This is a genomic window from Nocardioides sp., from assembly GCF_036274455.1.
Classification (GTDB): domain Bacteria; phylum Actinomycetota; class Actinomycetes; order Propionibacteriales; family Nocardioidaceae; genus Nocardioides.
Map to the genome: position 1 here is coordinate 1 of NZ_DASUFR010000137.1, position 21,097 is coordinate 21,097.

Annotated in this window: 19 protein-coding genes; 11 read left to right on the forward strand and 8 right to left on the reverse strand. The window is 71.8% G+C overall.

Going from position 1 to position 21,097, the window contains the following annotated elements:
- The 4 genes from VFV89_RS13275 to VFV89_RS13290 form a co-directional block, all read left to right on the forward strand.
- On the forward strand, window positions 1-546 hold a 546-nt coding region (locus VFV89_RS13275; RefSeq protein WP_329706425.1), incomplete at its 5' end, for an HAD-IA family hydrolase.
- A gap of 12 nt (window positions 547-558) precedes the next feature.
- Window positions 559-798 (forward strand): tautomerase family protein, encoded by a 240-nt coding sequence (locus tag VFV89_RS13280; protein ID WP_329706426.1) that lies wholly within the window; start codon window positions 559-561, stop codon window positions 796-798.
- Window positions 795-1,250 (forward strand): nuclear transport factor 2 family protein, encoded by a 456-nt coding sequence (locus VFV89_RS13285; protein WP_329706427.1) that lies wholly within the window; start codon window positions 795-797, stop codon window positions 1,248-1,250. Before VFV89_RS13280 ends, VFV89_RS13285 begins: the two co-directional genes overlap by 4 nt.
- The gene (locus VFV89_RS13290; RefSeq protein ID WP_329706428.1) at window positions 1,243-2,001 is read left to right on the forward strand and encodes an SDR family NAD(P)-dependent oxidoreductase; all 759 of its coding nucleotides are present in this window, start codon (window positions 1,243-1,245) and stop codon (window positions 1,999-2,001) included. The genes VFV89_RS13285 and VFV89_RS13290 overlap by 8 nt, the downstream gene beginning before the upstream one ends.
- Here VFV89_RS13290 and VFV89_RS13295 read toward each other — a convergent pair.
- The 3 genes from VFV89_RS13295 to VFV89_RS13305 all read right to left on the reverse strand — a co-directional run bounded on the left by VFV89_RS13295 (window position 1,998) and on the right by VFV89_RS13305 (window position 4,814).
- A complete protein-coding gene (locus VFV89_RS13295; protein ID WP_329706429.1) occupies window positions 1,998-3,278 on the reverse strand; it encodes an RNA polymerase sigma factor in 1,281 nt (426 codons plus the stop codon). The two genes, VFV89_RS13290 and VFV89_RS13295, sit on opposite strands and share 4 nt — an antisense overlap.
- 24 nt (window positions 3,279-3,302) lie before the next feature.
- Window positions 3,303-3,650: a hypothetical protein gene (locus tag VFV89_RS13300; protein WP_329706430.1), complete on the reverse strand. Its 348-nt coding sequence runs from the start codon at window positions 3,648-3,650 to the stop codon at window positions 3,303-3,305.
- Window positions 3,651-4,028: 378 nt separating this feature from the next.
- Window positions 4,029-4,814 (reverse strand): IclR family transcriptional regulator, encoded by a 786-nt coding sequence (locus VFV89_RS13305; protein WP_329706431.1) that lies wholly within the window; start codon window positions 4,812-4,814, stop codon window positions 4,029-4,031.
- Window positions 4,815-4,912: 98 nt separating this feature from the next.
- On the opposite strand from VFV89_RS13305, the gene VFV89_RS13310 reads away from it, so the two are divergent.
- From VFV89_RS13310 to VFV89_RS13335, 6 genes are all read left to right on the forward strand, one after another.
- Window positions 4,913-5,989 (forward strand): PEP/pyruvate-binding domain-containing protein, encoded by a 1,077-nt coding sequence (locus VFV89_RS13310; protein ID WP_329706432.1) that lies wholly within the window; start codon window positions 4,913-4,915, stop codon window positions 5,987-5,989.
- A gap of 31 nt (window positions 5,990-6,020) precedes the next feature.
- Entirely contained in the window at window positions 6,021-7,829 is a 1,809-nt protein-coding gene (locus VFV89_RS13315) for a PEP-utilizing enzyme (protein WP_329706433.1), read from the forward strand.
- A gap of 40 nt (window positions 7,830-7,869) precedes the next feature.
- Window positions 7,870-9,114: a Rieske 2Fe-2S domain-containing protein gene (locus VFV89_RS13320; protein WP_329706434.1), complete on the forward strand. Its 1,245-nt coding sequence runs from the start codon at window positions 7,870-7,872 to the stop codon at window positions 9,112-9,114.
- Window positions 9,111-9,383 (forward strand): hypothetical protein, encoded by a 273-nt coding sequence (locus tag VFV89_RS13325; RefSeq protein ID WP_329706435.1) that lies wholly within the window; start codon window positions 9,111-9,113, stop codon window positions 9,381-9,383. The genes VFV89_RS13320 and VFV89_RS13325 overlap by 4 nt, the downstream gene beginning before the upstream one ends.
- A gap of 112 nt (window positions 9,384-9,495) precedes the next feature.
- Entirely contained in the window at window positions 9,496-9,789 is a 294-nt protein-coding gene (locus VFV89_RS13330) for a hypothetical protein (protein WP_329706436.1), read from the forward strand.
- A 49-nt stretch (window positions 9,790-9,838) separates the two neighbouring features.
- Complete coding sequence (locus VFV89_RS13335) at window positions 9,839-13,270, forward strand: BTAD domain-containing putative transcriptional regulator (protein ID WP_329706437.1); 3,432 nt, start codon at window positions 9,839-9,841, stop codon at window positions 13,268-13,270.
- Between the two features lie 4 nt (window positions 13,271-13,274).
- On the opposite strand, the gene VFV89_RS13340 is transcribed toward VFV89_RS13335, so the two are convergent.
- The 3 genes from VFV89_RS13340 to VFV89_RS13350 form a co-directional block, all read right to left on the reverse strand.
- Entirely contained in the window at window positions 13,275-15,152 is a 1,878-nt protein-coding gene (locus VFV89_RS13340; protein WP_329706438.1) for an ABC transporter ATP-binding protein, read from the reverse strand.
- A gap of 3 nt (window positions 15,153-15,155) precedes the next feature.
- A complete protein-coding gene (locus VFV89_RS13345) occupies window positions 15,156-15,947 on the reverse strand; it encodes an enoyl-CoA hydratase/isomerase family protein (protein WP_329706439.1) in 792 nt (263 codons plus the stop codon).
- Between the two features lie 127 nt (window positions 15,948-16,074).
- Entirely contained in the window at window positions 16,075-17,673 is a 1,599-nt protein-coding gene (locus VFV89_RS13350) for an ABC-F family ATP-binding cassette domain-containing protein (protein WP_329706440.1), read from the reverse strand.
- A gap of 35 nt (window positions 17,674-17,708) precedes the next feature.
- Between VFV89_RS13350 and ypfJ the strand changes: the two genes are divergently transcribed.
- Window positions 17,709-18,620, forward strand: a complete 912-nt coding sequence (ypfJ, locus tag VFV89_RS13355) for a KPN_02809 family neutral zinc metallopeptidase (protein ID WP_329706441.1) — start codon at window positions 17,709-17,711, stop codon at window positions 18,618-18,620.
- A 19-nt stretch (window positions 18,621-18,639) separates the two neighbouring features.
- Here ypfJ and VFV89_RS13360 read toward each other — a convergent pair whose 3' ends face one another.
- Together VFV89_RS13360 and VFV89_RS13365 are read right to left on the reverse strand one after the other, a co-directional pair.
- Window positions 18,640-19,548, reverse strand: a complete 909-nt coding sequence (locus tag VFV89_RS13360) for a phosphotransferase (protein ID WP_329706442.1) — start codon at window positions 19,546-19,548, stop codon at window positions 18,640-18,642.
- Between the two features lie 66 nt (window positions 19,549-19,614).
- The gene (locus VFV89_RS13365) at window positions 19,615-21,021 is read right to left on the reverse strand and encodes an FAD-binding oxidoreductase (RefSeq protein WP_329706443.1); all 1,407 of its coding nucleotides are present in this window, start codon (window positions 21,019-21,021) and stop codon (window positions 19,615-19,617) included.
- Window positions 21,022-21,097 lie beyond the last annotated feature (76 nt).

A 21,097-nucleotide genomic window follows, 5' to 3' on the forward strand; every position in this document is an offset into this window, starting at 1 on the left:
CGGGAGACCGACTTCGCGGGCTCGGGTGACGAGCTGTGGCAGGCGATGCTCCGCGAAGAGGTCACCGAGCGCGGCTACTGGGCGCAGCGCGCCGTGGAGATCGGCCGGGTCCTCGGCCACGAGGGGTGGACCACCCTCGACCTGATCACCCTGCTCTACGACTGCCCGGAGTCGGAGTACGTCAACGCCGAGCTGGTCGACCTGATGGTCGACGCCCGGGCCGCGGGGCTCCCGGTGGTGGCGCTCACCAACGACCTCACCGACTTCCACGGGCAGGCGTGGGTGGACACCCAGGAGTGGCTCAAGCACTTCGACGTCGTGGTCGACGGCTCGACCACCGGCGTCCTCAAGCCGGCGCCCGAGGCGTACGCCCTCGCCGTCGCCGCCGCCGGCGTGCCCGCCGGGGAGACGGTCTACCTCGACGACATGCCGGTCAACGTCGCCGGCGGCATCGCCGCGGGGCTGCAGACGATCGAGGTCCGGTACGACGACCGGGCGGGGGCCGTGGCCGAGGCGCGCTGGCGGCTCGGGCTCGGCCTCGGGTGAAGGGAGACTGACATGCCACTGGTTCGCGTCGACCTGATGGAGGGCCGCCCGCCCGAGGTCATCGAGGAGCTGCACCGCCGGCTCGCCGAGCTGGTCGCCGAGGTCGTGGACACCCCCATCGAGCGGGTCCGGACCTACATCACCCAGTTCCCACCGGAGGCGTGGGGCATCGGCGGCGTGCCGGCCAGCGTCGCCCGCCGCGAGGAGGTGGAGGCCCGGGCGGCCGCGGCCGTCGAGCGCGCCGCCCCGTGACGACGCAGCGCACCCCGGCGTACTACGAGGCCCTGATGCGGCGCTACTTCGAGGCCTGCAACGCCGCCGACCACGACGCGCTCGTCGCGTGCTTCACCCCGGACGCCGTGCACTACTTCCCACCCGGGCTGCCCGGCGTCCCGTGGCGGTCGGCGGAGCGGATCGCCCGCGGCTGGCAGGAGTGCGTCGCCACGCTCGGCTCGCAGTGGACCGTGGACCGGGTGGTCGTCAGCCACGACTCGCCGGAGGCGGTGATGGAGTGGACGCACTGGAAGAACGCGAGCGGCACGGCGCTGCGCGGCGTGGAGTGGTACGTGTTCGACCCCGAGAGCGGCCGGATCGCCGAGATCCGCGCCTACTACGCGGCGCCCGCCGACCGCGACGTGACCGTCAACGAGCTGGTCGGCTTCGACTACGCGGGACGCGGCTATCCGATGAGCTCCGATGGCTGAGACGGCTGCCGACCTCTGTGTCGTCGTCGGCGCCACCGGCACCCTCGGGCGTGCGGTCACCGAACGGCTGGTGGCGCGTGGGCAGCGGGTGCTCGGCGTGGGCCGGCACGAGGCCGAGCTGGGCGCGCTCGCCGCCGAGGTCGAGGGGGTGCGGCCCTGCGTGGCGGACATCGCGGAGGACGCGGCGGTCGGGACCATTCGCGACGCGCTGGACGGCCCGGTGCGGATGGTCGTCTTCGCCGCAGGCCTGCCGATCGCCGGGTCGGTCGAGACCGTCGCGCCGTCCGACCTGGCGCGCGGCGCCGACATCAAGCTCGGCGGCCTGCTGCGCCTGGTCCGCGCCGCCGACGCGCGGCTGGTCCCCGGGTCCCGGATCGTGATGTTCGCCGGCACCCTCGGCATCGAGCCGAAGCCGTCATCGGCCGGCCCCGGGGTGATCAACGCGGGCGTCCTCAACCTGATGCGGCAGCTCGGCGACGTCTACGGTCCGCGCGGGGTCACCACGCACACCCTGGTCCCGGGTCCCACGGACTCGCCGAGGCTGCACGCCCTCGTCGAGCGCGCCGCGAACGAGAAGGGCGTCAGCTTCGAGGAGCAGTGGGCGTCGTACGCCGCGGGCACCTCGCTGCGGCGGCTGCCGACGGTCGACCAGATCGCCTGGGCGGTGGCGCTGCTGCTCGACCCCGAGGCCGATGTCATGCACGGCGGCGTCCTGCACCTCGACGCCGGCGGCCAGCGGTCGATCCACTAGCCTCGCGCGCGCCCCGCGTTCAGCTCCGCCCGACGGCGCAGCACCGCACGCTCGCCCTCGTTCCTGGTCCGCCGAGCCGCCTCGATGAACGCCTCCGCGGCCTGCTGGTGCAGCCCGGCCCGCTCGAGCAGGTCTCCGCGCACCGCCGGCACGAGCGGCGAGTCACCGAGCGCATCCGGGCCGAGCTCCTCCAGCACGGCCAGCCCCGCGCCCGGACCGAAGGCCCGGCCGTGCGCCACCGCTCGGTTCACCTCGACGACAGGGCCGGGAGCGGCGCCGGTCAGCACGTCGTAGAGGTCCGCGATCCGGGCCCAGTCGGTGTCCTCGGCGCGCTGCGCGCGGGCGTGCTGCGCGGCGATCGACGCCTGGAGGAAGTACTTCCCGACCGGCCTCCCACGCGCGGCGAGCGCCTCGGCCTGGCGCAGGGCCGCCTGGCCGCGCCGGACCAGCAGCTGGTCCCAGCGGGTCCGGTCCTGGTCCTCCAGCAGGACGGGCGCGCCGTGCTCGTCGAGCCGGGCCGCCATCCGCGACCCCTGGAGCTCCAGCAGCGCCTGCAGCCCGAGCACCTCGGGCTCGTCGGGCGCCAGCGCGGCCAGCATCCGCGCGAGCCGGATCGCCTCGTTCGCCAGGTCCGGACGCATCCAGTCCTCACCGGCGGTGGCGGTGTAGCCCTCGTTGAAGATCAGGTAGACGACGGCCATGACGTCGTCGAGCCGCCTGGTCCGCTCGGCACCCGTGGGCAGCTCGAACTCGGCGTGCGCCTCGGCCAGCGTCCTCTTGGCCCGCGAGATCCGCTGGCCCATGGTGGCCTCGCTGACCAGGAACCCACGCGCGATCTCGGCGGTCGTCAGCCCGCCGACCAGGCGCAGCGTGAGCGCGGCCCGGGACTCCGGCGTCAGCACGGGGTGGCAGGAGAGGAAGACGAGCCGCAGGACGTCGTCCTCGATGTGGTCGACGTCGAGGTCGGCCATCGCGGCCTCCTCTCCGCCGGCCGCGTGCTCGAGCTCTCCGACCTTGCGGCGCAGGTTCTCGGCACGCCGGAAGTGGTCGATGGCGCGCCGCTTCGCGGTGGTCATCAGCCAGGCGCCCGGGTTGTCCGGTACGCCGTGCACGGGCCACTGCTCCAGCGCAGCCACCAGGGCGTCCTGCGCGAGGTCCTCGGCCAGCCCGACGTCGCGGGTCATCCTGGTGAGGGCGCCGACGAGGCGAGCCGACTCGGCCCGCCACGCGGCGATGACGGCCCGATTCGGGTCGTCCGTCCTGGGCGTCGCCGGCACTGGGCCAGCGTAGTGAGCCCCCGGTCAGTCGCCGGGTGCCTCGGGGCCCTCGGAGATCTGTCGCAGGGTCGCGACCACGGTGACCTCGGGCCAGTGCTTCGCGTGCAGCTCGGCGAACTCCAGCTGGTCGGCGATGGCCTCCTCGACCGTGTCGTACTGCAGCAGCGCCCACCCGCCGACGACCTCCTTCGCCTCGGCGTAGGGCCCGTCGACCCGGCTCACCTCACCGTTGCGGACCACGAAGTTGACCGCGTCCTCGGTGCCGAAGAGGCCTCCGCCGTCGAGGAACACCTTCCTCTCGGCGCGCTCGCCGATGTAGGCGTCCATCGCCTCGAACAGAGACTGCGGCGGCGTCCCGACGCCCTCTTCCATCCGCACGAATCCCATGAAACGTGGCATCTTGCATCACTCCTGGTGGTTGCTCGGGGCTGGTTGTCGCACCTACGTCGAACCTAAGGCCCAGCTTTCGACATCGGTCTGCGAACTTTCTCGACGGTGATGAGGAGACCCCGGAGCCGGTGTGTGCGGCTGGGAGGTGCGAGGGGCCCCGGCACCGCTCATGCCGGCAGCCGCTCGGGCACCCCGAGCCGCGGGAACCGGTCGGCGTGGAACGTGGTGATCTCGGTGATGGCCCCGCCCGTGAAGCGCAGGACGTCGACCGTCAGCGGCAGGTAGGCGGCCTCGCCCTCCCGCCAGTGGTAGAACGCGACGGCGGGTTGTGTGACGGGTCGGGGCGTGACAACTCACGCCCTAGGCGCGGATCCGCCCCCGGTAGCCGAGCCGCCGGCTGATGACCGCCGCCGCCTCGAGCACCGCGGCCCGGTAGCGGCGCAGCGTGGCCTCGTTGATCCGCTCGCTGCTGCCCACGACCGTCACCGCGGCGATCACCTTGTTGTCCGCACCGCGCAGCGGAGCGCCCACCGAGCTCACGCCGAGCTCGCCCTCCTCGAAGTTCGAGGCCCAGCCCTGCCTCGCCACCTGCTCGAGCTCGCGGACCAGCGCTCGCTGGTCGGTGATCGTGTGGCTGGTCCTGGCGTCGAGCTGGGCACCCTTGAGGCGGCGTTCGAGCTCGAGCCGGGGCAGCGCGGCCAGCAGGACCTTGCCGGAGCTGGTCCAGTGCGCCGGGAGCCGGTGCCCGACCCGGCGGAAGACCGGGAGCATGTACGGGCTCTCCAGCCGCTCCACGTAGACCGCCTCGAGGCCGTCGAGGACCGCGACGTGCACCATCTCGCCGGTGCGGTGGCGCAGCGTGGTCAGCACCGGCAGCGCGGCCTGGTGCAGGTCGACGTGCTCGGTGACGGTGGTACCGAGCTCGTAGAGCGCGAGCCCGAGGCGGTACTTGCCGGTGGCCGGGTCCTGCTCCAGCAGCCGTTCCGCCTCCAGCGTGGCGACCAGCCGGTGGGTCGTGCTCTTCCCGAGCCCGAGCCGCCGGCTCAGCTCGGTCACCCCGAGCTCCTGGTCGGCGTGGGAGAAGGCGCGGAGCACGCGGGCGGCGTTGCGCACCGACGAGAGCAGCGGCGATCGGGTCTGCTCCACGGCGCCCACGGTCCTACCCCCTCGGCGAGCGGGGTGTGTTGTCCCGCTCCGCGGGACATTCTTGCCTGTCCCGGTGACGGTGGCCACAGGATGCGGCTGTGGAGATCGCCTGGTTCGACCGTCACGACCCCGCGCTCGAGCCGGTCCTGGGTGGCAAGAACACCAGCCTGGGGATCCTGACGATGGCCGGCCTCCCGGTCCCACCGGGGTTCGCGATCACCGCTGCGGCCTACCGCCGGGCCCTCGCCGAGACCGGCGTCGAGTCGACGCTCGCCCGGATGGTCACCGAGCTCGACGTCACGGACCCCTCGGCGCTCGGGAGGGTCGCGACCGAGGCGCGGGAGATGATCACGGGCACGCCGCTCCCGCAGTGGCTGGTCGAGGAGCTCGACGCGGCGTACGGCACCCTCTCGGAGCGTTCGGGTCAGGCGGACCTGCCCGTGGCGGTGCGCTCGTCGGCCACCTGCGAGGACCAGCCCGACGCGAGCTTCGCCGGCGAGCACGACACCTACCTGTGGGTGCGCTCGGCGGAGGGGGTCCGCGAGCACGTGCTGCGCTGCTGGGCGAGCCTGTTCACCGAGCGCGCCATCTGCTACCGCCGCCAGATGCGGTACGCCGAGGACGGCGCCGCGATGAGCGTCGGCGTCCAGCAGATGGTGATGCCGCGCACCTCCGGGGTGGCCTTCACCCTCAACCCGCGCAACGGCGACCGCTCCCAGGTCGCCATCGACGCGTCGTGGGGGCTCGGCGAGGCGGTGGTCAGTGGCTCGGTCACCCCCGACAACTTCCTCGTCGACAAGGTGGTCGGCGAGATCACCGAGCGGACCATCTCGGACAAGGCGGTCGAGCACGTCCTCGACGGCGCGGACCGGGTCGTCGAGCGCGCGGTCGAGCCGGAGCGGCGTACCGCCCCGTCGCTGTCCGACGAGGAGGTCCGCGCCGTCGCGGCCCTGGCCCGTCGCGCCGAGAAGCACTACGGCCGGCCCCAGGACGTGGAGTGGGCCATCGACCCGCACCTGCCCGAGGGCGAGAACGTCGTCCTGCTCCAGAGCCGACCGGAGACGGTCTGGAGCCGCAAGAAGACCCAGGTGGACGAGGTGGCTCGGGACACCTACGCCTCCATCGTGCACAACCTGCTCCACCCCTCGGGAACCCAGACAGTCCACCTGCACTGACACCACAGCGCTGACCGACGAGGAGTACGCCATGCCCGACCGCTTCCCGAGCCCGTTCGAGGTCGTGACGCCCACCGGCGCCGAAGGCTGGGAGGAGCTCTACCCCTACTCGGCGGTCTTCAGCGAGGACCGGCGAGAGCTCGAGGACTCGATGTTCTGGTTCATGGACGGCGTCCACACGCCCGAGGCGCTCGAGCCCTGGGACGCCACCGTGCTCGACTTCGCGATCATCTTCCTGGGGCAGTACACGACGCGCCACTACGTGATCCCGCCGGCGCTGGGCGTCGACATCCGCTACCTCAACGGGCACATGTACCTCTCCCCCGTCCCGGTGACCGACCCGGCCGAGATCGAGGCCCGGGTGCCGGAGTTCGCCGAGCGCGCCGGCTACTACTTCGCCAACTGGCCCACGCTCTACGACGCCTGGATGGACAAGATCAAGGGCGTCATCGCCGAGCTCGAGGCGGTCGACTTCCAGCCGCTCCCGCACCGCGAGGACATGTCCGTGATCACCGAGGGCCGCGGCATCGGCTCGGGCCAGCTGATGATGTTCGAGTACGACAAGCTCGTGCAGCTCACCGCGAAGCTGTGGGCACACCACTTCGAGTTCCTCAACCTCGGCTACGCGGCGTACCTCGACTTCTTCGGCTTCTGCAAGCAGCTGTGGCCCTCGATCCCCGACCAGGCCATCGCCAAGATGGTCGCCGGCATCGAGGTCGACCTGTTCCGGCCCGACGAGGAGCTGAAGAAGCTCGCCCAGCTCGCTGTCGACCTCGGGGTCGGCGACCGGATCAGCAGCGACGCCGCCGCGACGCTCGCGGCGATGGGCGCCGACGAGCCCGGCATGCAGTGGACCAAGGCGTGGGAGGAGGCCCACCACCCGTGGTTCAACTTCTCCTCCGGCTCCGGCTTCTACCACTCCGACCGGGTGTGGGCGGACTACCCCGACATCCCGATGAACTTCATCGAGTCCTACGTCGCCCAGCTGCAGCGGGGTGAGTCACTGGCCCGGCCGATCGACGCGGTCGAGGCCGAGCGTGACCGGATCGTGGCGGAGTACTCCGAGCTGATCGACGACGACGAGGCGCGGGCGACCTTCGAGGGCAAGCTCGGCCTGGCCCGGGTGGTCTTCCCCTACGTCGAGAACCACAACTTCTACGTCGAGCACTGGGGCATGTCCCTGGTCTGGCGCAAGATGCGCCAGCTCGGCCAGATCCTCAGCGACGCCGGATTCTGGGAGCAGGCCGACGACATCTTCCTGCTCCGGCGCACCGAGGTGCCGGACGCGATCTTCGACTACTTCCACGGCTGGGCGGTCGGAGTTCCCGCGCGTGGCCCGGCGTACTGGGGCCGCGAGATCCCCCGGCGCCAGGGGATCATGCAGGCGCTGCGCTCCTGGTCGGCCCCGCCGGCGCTCGGCGTACCTCCGGAGGTCATCACCGAGCCGTTCAGCGTCATGCTCTGGGGCATCACCTCGGACTCGGTCAAGGCCTGGCTGGGCGGGGCCGACGACGCCGAGGGCGAGCTGCACGGGTTCGCCGCGTCGCCGGGGGTGGCCGAGGGACCGGCCCGGGTGATCTTCTCCGCCGAGGGGATCGGCGAGCTCCAGGAGGGCGAGATCCTGGTCGCGCCGCTCACCGCACCGTCGTGGGCCCCGGTCTTCGGCAAGATCGCCGCGACCGTCACCGACGTCGGCGGGATCATGAGCCACGCCGCGATCGTCTGCCGCGAGTACGGCCTCCCCGCCGTCACCGGCACCGCGTTCGGCACCAAGAACGTGAAGACGGGCCAGCGGCTCCGGGTCGACGGCAACACCGGAACGGTGACGGTCCTCGACTGAACCCCTCTGACCACTCCCCCGCACCCACCAGGAGACACCCGTGCTCACTGCCGAGCAGAACGACGAGCTGACCGACATCGCGCCGGGCACGCCGATGGGCGAGCTGTTGCGCCGCTACTGGTACCCGGTCGCGTTCACCCGCGAGCTCGAGGAGTTCCCCGTCAAGCACGCCCGGCTGCTCGGCGAGGACTGGGCGGTCTACAAGACCGCCTCGGGACGCTACGGGATCATGCCGGAGGCCTGCCCGCACCGCCGGGCGTCGATGGCCTACGGGGTGGTGGAGTCCAACGGCCTCCGCTGCCCCTATCACGGGTGGCTCTTCGGCCTGGACGGTGAGTGCCTCGAGCAGCCCGCCGAGCGCGACGAGACCAACTTCCGCGAGCGGGTCCGCGCCAAGGCGGGGCTCGCCCAGGAGCTCGGCGGCCTGGTCTGGGGGTACGTCGGACCGATGCCCGCGCCGGAGCTGCCGCGGTTCGACGTCTTCGTGATGGACGGCGTGCGCGACATCGGCTGGGCCGACCTGCCGTGCAACTTCGTCCAGATCATGGAGAACGCGGTCGACCCGCACCACGTCGAGTTCCTGCACGGCCGCTACTTCCAGTTCGTGGGCCAGCAGCACGGCTTCGAGGCGCCCGCGTCGTTCGCCAAGAAGCACGTCAAGGTCGGCTTCGACGCCTTCGAGTGGGGGATCATCAAGCGCCGCGTCGTCGAGGGGGCCACCGAGGAGGACGACGACTGGGCGGTCGGTCACCCGCTGGTGTTCCCCTACAACATGCGGGTCGGGGGCGCGAACATCGAGCAGATGCAGATCCGGGTGCCCATCGACCGGACCACCACCCGGTTCATGCTCTACTCGGTCCACGCCCCGGACGGGATCGAGTTCCCGGAGCAACCGGTGGTGCCGGACTACAACATCCCGGTGTTCAACGAGGACGGCCGGCACCGCACCGACTACGTCGAGGGCCAGGACATCATGGCCTGGGTGACCCAGGGCGCGATCACCGACCGCACCGTCGAGCACCTCGGCCGGTCGGACGTCGGGGTCACGATGCTGCGCCGGATGTTCAAGTCCGAGATGGCCAAGGTCGCCGCCGGCGAGGACCCGCTCGGCACGATCCGAGAGCCGCACGAGCGGATCGACCTGCCGTGCGAGAAGAACAAGTTCGACGCCGGGCCGCAGTTCGCGCTCGACTTCATCGACATGGCCTCGAGCCGGTTCAGCCCGCAGGCCGACGCGCTGAAGAAGCTGCACATCACCGCCTGGGAGGGCCGGCAGAAGACATGAGCACCTCGCCGCGCGGGATCGACCAGTCCTTCGGGCTGGACGTCGGTCGTGGCTACTTCCCGGCGGACGCGGACTCCCACCGCCGCGACGCCCCGCGCTTCTGCCCGTCGTGCGCGGCCCCCCTGGCGCTGGCGGACGGCGGTCGCGGCCTCGCCGTGGAGTACTGGATCGGCGCCGACCGCGTCTTCGTCTGCTACTGCGCCGCCTGCCACTGGAGCGGCGACATCGTGCTCGCCGAGCGCGTGATGGGGCACGAAGCCGTGGAGTGACCGCGTTCCAAGGCGCTCCAACCAGGAGTCAAGCCGCCTCCAAGCGGCCACCGCTCTGATCTCGACACCGCCTCGATCCCGAGGCGGTCACGTCGAGAACTGGAGCAAGGCCATGACCATCACCACCATCGGTTCGATCCGCACCCGCTCGCTCGGCCGCGCCTCCTTGGCGGTCGCAGCGGCGTCGCTGCTGGCGCTCACGGCCGCATGTGGCAGCGAGCACGCCAGCCAGGCTCCGGCGAGCATCGGGAAGGCAGCCACGTCATCGCCGTGGGCCGAGCCTCCCGGTGACTCGTCGGAGAGGCTGCTGGACCAGCGCAAGACCCTGCAGCCCGGTGACTCGGGCGAGCCGCAGTATCTGGCGCCCAGCGGCCGGGACGTCCCGCTGCCCGGCCAGAACGGCTGACCCCTAGGTTCGGCGACGGCTACGCTGAGCCAGACCTCAGGTGGCGCGCATGAGCGGATCCGAGATGACACGCGGGGCGCTGGAGTTCGGCCTCCTGGGCGCGTTCGAGGCCTCCCGCGACGGCGAGGCACTGTCCCTCGGCGGCCGCCGGCAGCGCGCGATCCTAGCGATGCTCGCCTGCGAAGCCGGCCACGCGGTCTCGGTCGAACGGGTCGTCGACGGCGTGTGGGGCGACCCGGCGCCCTCGGGTGTCGTCACCAGCGTGCAGTCCTACGTCTTCCACCTGCGCCAGGTGCTCGAGCCCGGCCGGCCGAAGGGCGCACCGGCGACCGTCCTGGTCACCTCCCCCGGGGGCTACCGGCTGGCCGTCGACCGACGGTCTGTGGACGCGACCCGGTTCGAGGAGCTGGTCGCGGCTGGGGACGCCGCCCTGGAACAGGGCAACGCGGAGCGAGCCGTCACGCTCTACGACCAGGCGCTCTCGCTCTGGCGCGGCGACGTCCTCGCGGACCTGGCCGACTACGACTTCGTGGCTCCGGTCCGGGCCCGCCTCGAGGAGGAGCGTGCCTCTGCGCTCGAGTCGCGCGTCCAGGCCGAGCTCGACCGGGGCCACCACCACGCAGTCGTGGCCCAGATCGGCACGCTCATCGCCGACCACCCGCTGCGGGAGCGGCTCCACGCCCAGCGGATGCTCGCGCTCTACCGCTGCGGCCGGCAGTCCGACGCACTGGCGGCCTACCGCGACCTGCGCTCAGTGCTCGACACGGAGCTCGGCATCGAGCCGAGCCCCCCGCTGCAGGAGCTGAACAACCAGGTCCTGCGCCAGGATCCGTCCCTCGACTGGAGCCCACCTCCTAGAGCCCTTCCGTCCGCCGGCGGGGTCGCGGCACTACCAGTCGAGCCCGTGCATGCCGCGGCGCCCACGACTCGCGCACCCCGCCGGCGACTGGCCGCCATCGGGGCCGCCGTCGCCGTCCTGGCAGGCGGCGCGGCCCTGCCCGTCGCCGGGGCGCCGCCCGCCTCGGCCGAGGTGCTGCCGAATGCGGTCAGCGAGCTCGATGCGTCCGGCAAGGTGCTCGCCTCGGTGCCGCTCGACACGAACCCCATCGCGCTCGCGTCGAGTCCCGGAGCGATCTGGGCGGTCACGCCCAGCGAGAACAGCGTGACGAGGATCAACACGGCGACTCGCGCGGTCGAGCAGACCATTCCCGTTGGCGACGATCCGCGCGCGCTGGCCGTCACCGGCGACGACCTGTGGGTCACCAACTTCGGCGACGGGACCGTGACCCACATCAACATCGAGGCCAACGAAATGGTTCAGACCGTTGACGTCGGAACCCGCCCGGATGCGATCGTCGCCGGCCCGGCCGGTCTCTGGGTGGCCAACAGCGGCGACAACACGATCCAGCGCATCGACACCACCACCGGGGTCCCCGACAAGGCGATCAACGTCGACGACGGCCCGGACGGGCTGGCCGTGGGCGAGACCTCCGTGTGGGTGGCCAACGGTCGCAGCGGCTCGGTGCTGCAGATCGACGCTGCAACCGGGGCGACGACGTCGTCGATCCGGGTGGGCTCCGGGCCGCGCGGCATCGTCCGCGCCGGCGACGACCTCTGGGTGGCGGACGAGCTCTCCCAGACCGTGACCCGCATCGACGTGGCCACCGAACGCCCGCACCAGATCGACCTGGGCGGCGGACCCACAGCCCTCGCCGTCCTGGGGGCCGAGGTCTGGGTGGCCGAGAAGTACGCCGGCGACGTCGCTCGCATCGACCGCGAGTCGACCCACGTGGACCGAGTCGACCTCGGCGCGCCCGTGAACAGCCTCGCGGTCGCCGACGGGCACCTGTGGGTCGCCTCCGGGGCCTTCGCCGACTCCAGCCATCTCGGTGGGGAGCTTCGCATCACGATGGTCGAGCCGTGGGAGTACGCCGACTTCAGGCACATCGACCCGGCGCGCTCCTACGACATCTGGACCGGCCAGGCGACCCGCATCGTGTACGACGGCCTGCTCGCGCTGCACTACTCGAACGCCGAGCCTCAGATCCTCGTCCCCGACCTCGCGATCTCGGTGCCAGAGTCCACCGACGGCGGTCGGACCTACATCTTCAACCTCCGGCCCGGGATCAGGTACGCCACAGGTGCCGACGTCCGGGCGTCCGACGTGGCACTAGGTGTCCTTCGCGCTCTGCACCCCCATGCAGCACGATCGGATCTCTATTGGAGCATCGTTGGAGGAAAGGCCTGCACGAAGCACTGGCCGTCCTGCGACCTCAGCAAGGGAGTCGTCGCCGACGACGCCGCGGGCCGGGTGACGTTCCACCTGGTCAAGCCGGACCCGGAGTTTCTCTACAAGCTCACGATGCTGGTCGCCCCGACGCCGCCCGGGACTCCCACAGGCAAGCTCAAGGCACCGGTGCCGGGCACCGGTCCCTACCAGATCGTGCCCGGGGACTCGGATACGGCGCTGACGCTGACCCGTAACCCGTCGTTCCACGTATGGTCGGTCCCCGCCCAGCCCGCCGGCTTCCCCGACACCATCACGTGGCGGTTCGCGACCAGCGAGAGCCAGGCTGCGGACGCCGTGAATCAGGGCCAAGCAGATCTCGCCGACGTCAGCGTTCCGGGTGAAGGGGAGCAGCAGTCGCAGACGGCGCTCGACGCGGGCCTCGCGGTCACGGCACCGACCCGGCTCTACCACTCCGTCCTGGAGGGGACCGCGTTCACAGCCCTGAACTCCTCGCGCCCCCCGTTCGACAACCTTCTGGCCCGTCGCGCGTTCAACTTCGCGGTCGACCGGGACAAGGTGATCGACATCTTCGGAGGTCCCGACCAGTCCCACCTCACCTGCCAGCTCATGCCGCCCGGGATGCCGTCGTACCAGCAGTACTGTCCTTACACCGACGGTCCACCGACCGGGGACTACAGCGGTCCCGACCTCGCCCGGGCGCAGGCGCTCGTGGACGCATCCGGGACCCGAGGCATGGAGGTCAAGGTCGCAGACGTCGTCGGCGACGGCGACCGTCTTCCTCCCTACCTCGCGACGGTCCTGCGCTCCCTCGGATACCGCGTGACCGTCCGCCGGTTGCCCAAGGGCGACGAGAGCTTCGGCCTTCTGAACGACCCCGCCGGCGACTTCGACGTCGGAGGAGGCAGCGTCTTCGCCGCCGACTACCCGGTGCCCTCGACCTTCTACGGGATCGTCGCCTGTGCCACCAGCGACGGTAGCGTCGCCTTCCCGCTCAACTACTGCAACCCAGAGCTGGACCGCCTGGCTTCGAAGGCTGCAGCCCTGCTCCAGTCCGAGCCAGGAAGGGCCCTCCGCATGTGGACCAGGATCGACCGGACCATCACGGACGAGGCACCCTTCATCGCGACCGCCAACTTCGTCAGGTACTGGCTGACCTCCGAGCGGGTGGGCAACTACCGCAAGGGTGACGTCACCCCCGGGCCGCTGCTGAGCCAGCTCTGGGTCCACTGACCCGCTACGCCGGGACGTCCTCGATCAGCTGGGTGCGGTAGAGGTCGGCGTAGAGGCCCCCGGCGAGCAGCAGCTCGCGGTGGGTGCCGGACTGGACGACCCGGCCGCCGTCGACGACGAGGATCAGGTCGGCGTTGCGGACCGTGGAGAGCCGGTGCGCGATCACCAGCGACGTGCGGCCCTCGAGCGCGGCGTCGAGCGCACGTTGCACGGCGGCCTCGGACTCGGAGTCGAGGTGCGCGGTGGCCTCGTCGAGGACGACGATCGCGGGCGCCTTGAGCAGGAGCCGGGCGATCGCGAGCCGCTGGCGCTCGCCGCCGGAGAGCCGGTAGCCGCGGTCACCGACGACGGTGTCGAGCCCGTCCGGCAGCCCGCGGACCAGGCCGGCGATCTGGGCGGCCTCGAGGGCGTCCCAGATCTCGGAGTCGCTCGCGCCCGGTCGGGCGTAGAGGAGGTTGGTCCGGATGGTGTCGTGGAACATGTGGGCGTCCTGGGTGACGTAGCCGACCACGTCCTCCAGCGACTGGAGGGTGGTGTCGCGGACGTCGACACCGCCCACCCGGACGGCGCCCGCGTCGACGTCGTACAGCCGCGCGACCAGGTGGGTGATCGTGGTCTTGCCGGCGCCGGACGGGCCGACCAGCGCGACCATCTGGCCGGGCTCCGCGGTGAAGCACACGTCGTGCAGCACCTGGACGTGGTCGCGTGACTCGACCCGCGCCACCGCCTCCAGCGAGGCCAGGCTGACGTCGTCCGCCTTGGGGTAGGTGAAGGCAACATGGTCGAACTCGACGCTGCTCGCGCTTCGGGGCAGCGAGACGGCGTCCGGCTTCTCCTGGATCAGGCTGGGCAGGTCGAGCACCTCGAAGACCCGCTCGAAGCTGACCAGGGCGGTCATCACGTCGATCCGGACGTTGGAGAGCCCCTGCAGCGGCCCGAGCAGCCGCAGCAGCAGGGTGGCCAGCGCCAGCATGGTCCCCACGGTCAGGGTCCCGCTGATCGCGAGCTGGCCGCCGACGCCGTAGACGAGTGCGGTCGCCAGGGCCGGCACCGTCATCATCGCCGCGCCGAAGATGCTGGTGGTCACCGAGATGCGAACGCCGAGGTCGCGGACCACCGCGGCCTTCTCGGCGAACAGCTCGTCCTCCTCGGCGCGGCGGCCGAACAGCTTGAGCAGCATCGCGCCGCCGACGTTGAACCGCTCGGTCATCACGTTGCCGAGGTCGGCGTTCCCGTCCATCTGTTGTCGGGTCAGCCCGGCCATCCGGCCGCTCACGAACCTGCTGACCAGGAACAGCAGCGGGAAGAGCGCCAGGCACAGCAGGGTGACCTGCCAGCTGAGCGCCAGCATCGTGATGCCGACGACGACCACTGCGATCGTGTTCGAGACGGTGCTGGACAGGGTCGAGGTGAACGCGCGTTGCGCCCCGATCACGTCGTTGTTGAGCCGGGAGACGAGCGCACCGGTCTGAGTTCGGGTGAAGAACGCCAGGGACTGACGCTGGACGTGGCCGAAGACGCGGGTGCGGAGGTCGAAGATCAGCCCCTCGCCGATCCGGCTGGAGAGCCAGCCGCTGACGATGCTGAGCAGCGCACTGAACAGCGCGACCCCGGCCATGGCCACGGCCACCCAGGCGACGAGCGCCCGGTCGCCCTTCAGGATGCCGTCGTCGACGATCCGCTGGACCAGGAGCGGGGTGACGACCACCATCCCGGCTCCGACGACGGTGGTCGCGAGGAAGGCGCTGATCAGCGCCTTGTGCGGTCCGGCGAACCGGAACACCCGGGCGACCGTACGCCGGTCGATCCGGTTGTTGACGACGCTGCGGTCGGAGCGCAGGTGCCGCCACGCGACCCCCGCTCCGGGTCCGTGCATCGACATCTGCTACTCCTGACTTGCCGTCATCATCTGGGCCAGCTCACGGAACCGGCGCACCTGTGCCTCGCGCTCGAGCCGCCGCTGGGTCTCGAAGCCCGTCTCAGGCGCCGACAGCAGCAGCCTCTTGGTCTCGGCCACGGCCCCGGCGACGTTGGCGGTGAGCGCCGCGGCGAGGTCCGCGACCGTCGTCTCCAGCTTGTCGGCCGGGACGGCGGTCAGCGCCAGCCCGATCGCCACGGCCTCCTCGGCCCCGACCATGCGGGTGGTCGCGCAGATCTCCAGCGCTCTCTGGTAGCCAACCGCCTCCACCAGCGGCTTTGTTCCCGTCAGGTCGGGCACCAGCCCGAGCGCCGGCTCCTTCATCGAGAGCTGGACGTCCTCGGTGACCACCCTCAGGTCGCAGCTCAGCGCCAGCTGGAACCCGGCCCCGATCGCGTAGCCCTGCACCGCCGCGATGCTCACGAACCGCGGGTCCCGCAGCCAGGTGAAGCCCTGCTGGTAGCCCTCGATGGCCGCGCTGATCGCGTCGTCGTCGAGCCCCAGCAGCCGCGCCACGTCCCCGGTCTCCGGGTCGAGCATCGCCCGGTCCAGCCCGGCGCTGAAGCTGTGCCCAGCTCCCCTGACCACCACCACCCGGGTGGTCTCGGGCAGCTGCTGCCCGACCGCCGCCAGCGCGTGCCACATCGCCGGGGTCTGCGCGTTGCGCTTGTCGGGCCTGCTGAGCGTCACCGTGGCCACCGCGTCGCTGATGTCGAGGTGCAGCCCGGCAGCGGTGATCTCGTCGGCGGTCAAGGTCATGCGAGGAGCCTAGGTCGTGCCCCCGACCGTTGAATCCGGAGTTCCGCCGGTCGAGTCCGGAGAAAAGTACGGAATCGACCGGCGGAAGTCCCGACTCAACCGACGGAACTCCCGATTCAACGCGCAGTCACGCCAGCGCGACGAGATCCGCGTAGTCCTCGCTCCACAGGTCCTCGTCGCCGTCGGGGAGCAGCAGCACCCGGTCCGGCTCGAGCGCGAACACGGCGCCCTCGTCGTGGGTGACCAGGACGATCGCGCCGGTGTAGGAGCGGATCGCCGCCAGCACCTCCTCGCGGGAGGCCGGGTCGAGGTTGTTGGTCGGCTCGTCGAGCAGCAGCACGTTGGCCGACGACACGACGAGGGCAGCCAGGGCGAGCCGGGTCTTCTCGCCGCCGGAGAGCACGCGGGCCGGCTTCGACGCGTCGTCGCCCGAGAACAGGAACGACCCGAGCACCGACCTGGCCTCGGTGTCGGTGAGCTGGGGTGCGGCGGACTGGAGGTTCTCCAGGACCGTGCGGGTGATGTCGAGGGTCTCGTGCTCCTGGGCGTAGTAGCCGACCTTGAGACCGTGGCCGGGGATCACCGCACCGGTGTCGGGCTGGTCGACGCCGGCCAGGATGCGCAGCAGCGTCGTCTTCCCGGCGCCGTTGAGGCCGAGCACGACGACGCGCGAGCCGCGGTCGATGGCCAGGTCGACGTCGGTGAACACCTCGAGCGAGCCGTAGGACTTCGACAGCTCCGCGGCGGTCAGCGGCGTCCGGCCGCAGGGGGCGGGCGCGGGGAACTTGATCCGGGCCACCCGGTCGGCGACCCGCTCGCCCTCGACCCCGGCGAGCAGCCTCTCGGCCCGCTTGAGCATCTGCTGAGCCGCCGAGGCCTTGGTGGCCTTCGCGCGCATCTTGTTGGCCTGGTCGGTGAGGGTCTTGGCCTTGTTCTCGGCGTTCATCCGCTCGCGCCGGCGGCGCCGCTCGTCGGTCTCGCGCTGGAGGAGGTACTGCTTCCAGCCCACGTTGTAGACGTCGATCTCCGCACGGTTGGCGTCGAGGTGGAGGACCCGGTTGACCGTCGTCTCGAGCAGTGCGGTGTCGTGCGAGATCACCACCAGGCCGCCGCGGAAGGCGCGGAGGAACTCCCGCAGCCACACGATCGAGTCCGCGTCGAGGTGGTTGGTCGGCTCGTCCAGCAGCAGCGTCTCGGCCCCGGAGAACAGGATCCGCGCCAGCTCGACCCGGCGCCGCTGGCCGCCCGACAGCGTGCGCAGCGGCTGGGTCATCAGCCGCTCGGGGATGCCCAGCGACGACGCGATCTGCGCCGCCTCTGCGTCCGCGGAGTAACCGCCGCCGGCGTGCAGCTCGGCGTCCGCAGCGGCGTACCGCTTCATCCCCCGGTCGCGGACCGCCGGGTCGGGCGAGCCCATCTCCTCCTCGGCGGCACGCAACCGGCGTACGACGTCGTCGAGCCCGCGGGCGGACAGGATCCGCTCGCGGACGGGCACGTCGAGGTCGCCGGTGCGAGGGTCCTGCGGCAGGTAGCCCACCGACCCGGTCGTGTCGACCCGGCCCGAGGCCGGCAGCCCCTCGCCCGCAAGGATCCGGGTCAGGGTGGTCTTCCCGGCGCCGTTGCGCCCGACCAGCCCGACCTTGTCACCCGCTCCGACCCGGAAGCTGACGTCTGCCATCAGGAGCCTCGCCCCAGCGCGTACTTCCAGCTGGTGGGCGGTGATCATGGCTCCACCTAGTTTAGGGGCCCTAGTGTTGCGGCGTGCGCTTCAACCCCAAGGCCGACATCAGCGGCGGTCACGTCACCGACGTCCGGGGCGGCGGGGGAAGCCGCGGCGGCGGGCTGGGCAATCTCCCGATGGGCGCGATCTCGGGAGGCGGGATCGGTACGACGATCGTCGTGATCATCATCTTCGTGATCGTGCAGCTCGCCGGCGGAGGCGGCGGGCTCGGCTCGGCCGGCCCGCAGGAGACGACCGACCGCTACGACAAGTGCCTGAGCGGCGCGGACGCCAACAAGAGCGAGGACTGTGCCCGCAAGGCGGTGGAGCTGTCGCTGGAGAGCTACTGGGCGAAGGTGCTGCCGGCGCAGACCGGCAAGCAGCTCCAGCCGACGCAGATCAAGACCTTCACCGACGCGACCTCGACCGGGTGCGGCAACGCGACCAAGGACGTCGGCCCGTTCTACTGCCCGACCGACCAGACCATCTACCTCGACACCACGTTCTTCAACGACGTGCTCGAGGGGCAGCTCGGCGGCCAGGGCGGCGACTTCGTCGAGCCGTACGTCATCGGCCACGAGTTCGGCCATCACATCCAGAACCTCCTCGGCACCATGGGCCGGGTCCGCACCCAGCAGGGGCCGACCAGCGACTCGGTGCGGCTCGAGCTCCAGGCCGACTGCTACGCCGGCATGTGGACCCGCGGGGCGACCGGCACCACCGACACCAAGGGCGTCCAGATCTTCCAGGCGATCGACGAGCAGGACATCACCGAGGCCCTCGACGCGGCCAAGGACGTCGGCGACGACTACATCCAGCGGCGCGGCGGCGGGGACGTCAACCCCGAGCAGTGGACGCACGGCTCCTCCGAGCAGCGGATGCGGTGGTTCACCACCGGCTACAACGCCACCAACATCAACCAGTGCGACACGTTCTCGACCAACAACCTCTGAGCCCCCCGCCGACCAGCGCTCAGCCGACGAGGGCCTCGATCTGCGGGAACTGCCGCTGCAGCGAGCGCAGATAGGGCGCGACCGCGGGATGGCGGTACTTCCCGGCCAGCGCGCCCTCGCCGCCGGCGACCCGGCTCAGCGCCCACTCGGCGCGGCTGAGCGCGGTCAGGACCGCGGAGACCCGCGCGCCCTGGGCGGCCTGGTCGCGGGTCGCCAGCCCGGCCGGCAGCCCCAGCAGGTAGGCGTCGAGCAGCGGCTCGAACTCCTCGCGGGCGCCGAGCATGAACAGCCCGAGGTCGTGGCCCACCGCACCGTGTCCCACGCTGCTCCAGTCGATCGCCACCACGTCGTCGCCATGGCGGCCGGGCAGGTTCACCGGCGCGGGGTCACCGTGCTGCGCGACCTGCGGCAGCTCGTCGAGCTCGTCGAGCAGCGCCGTACGCCGCCGCCACAGGTGGTCGGCCACGTCGGCCACGGTGGTCCGAGCCAGGGTCGGCCAGCCACCCCGGCGCTCGACCCGGACCATCCGGTCGCGCAGCTGGTTGCGGGCGAGCCAGGCGTGGTCGCCGAGCTCGGCGCCGGCGAACCGGCCCAGCGCCACCGCGCAGAACAGGCCGCTGTTGGCGGCGTCCTCGACCCAGTCCTGGACCAGCGTGATCCCCTCGCCGTCCTCCTCGACCGAGGTCAGCACCGGCGCCCGCAGCCCCGGCGTCGACTCCAGCCCGAGGCGGGAGATGACGACGTCGGCGGAGCGCCGCCAGTAGGCGAAGTGACCCGGCTCGCTGAGCTCCGCGGGGTCCCCCGGCGTGGGCCGGGCCAACCGCTTCACCGCGACCGGCCGGCCTCCGAGCACGGTGCGCCACACACCCACCGTGGACGTCCCGGTCCCGCCGGGCAGCGGGTGCCACCCCGGCTCGGGCTGCCACATGACGCCGATTCTCGCAGCCGACCGGCCGCCGAGCCGGTATTGCCCGGCGGACGGTGCCGCTTTCCCTCACTCGCCCAGCACGGGCTTGTTGCTGCGGATCGTGCCCCGCGGGTCACGCTCCAGCTTGATCCGGCGGAGCCGCTCGAGGGTCTCGGGCGGGTAGCAGACCGAGTTGGGCGAGCCGTCCGGGGTGAAGTTGGGCATCGCGTGGCCGGTGGCCAGTCCGTCCACCGCGCCGGCCAGGGCCCCGAACGCCGCCCGGATCGGCGCCTCGAGCTCCGGCACCGCCGGGACGCCGACCGCGAACAGCTGGAACGGCTCCTGCACCGCAGCGACGGCTCCCGCGGCCGGCGAGGTCCGGGCGAAGCCGCCGCCGAGCCCGCGCAGCTGGGTGACGATCAGCGGGCAACGCTCCCGGTCGCCGACGACGGCGACGATCCGGTCGATCGCCGCATCGTCCACGCCGGTCAGCAGGGTCCCGAACTCCAGCGACGGCATCGGCTCGGTCGGCTCCTGGGCGACCTCGCCCATCGCGCTCGGCGGCACCGGCCCCACGAGGTCGAGCTGCACCGGGGCGGCGTCCCGCAGCGGCTTGATCAGCGCCTCCGCCTCGGCGGCCGACCCCAGGTGGGTGAACGCCACACCGACGAACGAGCGGCCCCGGATCGGCTCGGGCAGGTCCGGCAGCGGCGGGAAGTGGTAGACGTGGCCCCACACCGTGAGCTCGTCCGGCGCCGTCAGGGCGAGGTCGCGGAAGGCCTTCAGCACCGTTGCGGCGTGCTCCACCGCCCACATCAGCTTGCCGCCGTGGACCGAGGGCGCCAGCATCAGGGCCAGCTCGATCGACACCACGATGCCGAAGTCGCCGCCGCCTCCACGCAGCGCCCAGAACAGGTCCGGGTCGCTGGCCCGGGTGACCGTGACCAGGTCGCCGCACGGGCCGACGACCTCGAAGCTGACGACGCTGTTGGCCGTGAAGCCGTACTTGCGGGTGAACCAGCTGACGCCGCCGCCCAGGGTCAGCCCGACCACCGACGGGTCGGGGTTGCTGCCGCACAGGGCGACCAGGCCGGTGCCGTCGAGGCGGGCCATCAGCTCGCCCCACTTCACGCCGGCGCCGACCCGCGCCGTACCTCGCTGGATGTCGACGTCGATGGAGTCGAGCGCCCGGGTCCGGAGCAGGAGGGTGTCATCCAGCGTGGTCCGGGCGGCGTGGCCGCGCGGCTGGGCGGTGACCGCGACGCCGTGCTCCTCGGCGAACCGTACGGCGGCCACGACGTCCCCGGTGTCTGCGACCTCCAGGACGGCTGCGGGCCGCTGCGGGACGTTGACGACCCAGGGCGTGCTCACGGCGGCGAAGTCGGGGTCGCCGGGAAGGTGGAGCCGGCCGGCGACGGTGCCGCGCAGCCGGTCCCACGGGATGTCCGTGGTGGTGACCGGCTCGGTGGCTTCGGTGGTGGTGATGGCGTTCACGGTGGTGCTCCTCTCGGGTCGCGCGATCTGCGCTGCGCCGAGAGTGCTGGCCGCCGCTTACCGGCTCCTTCCCGCT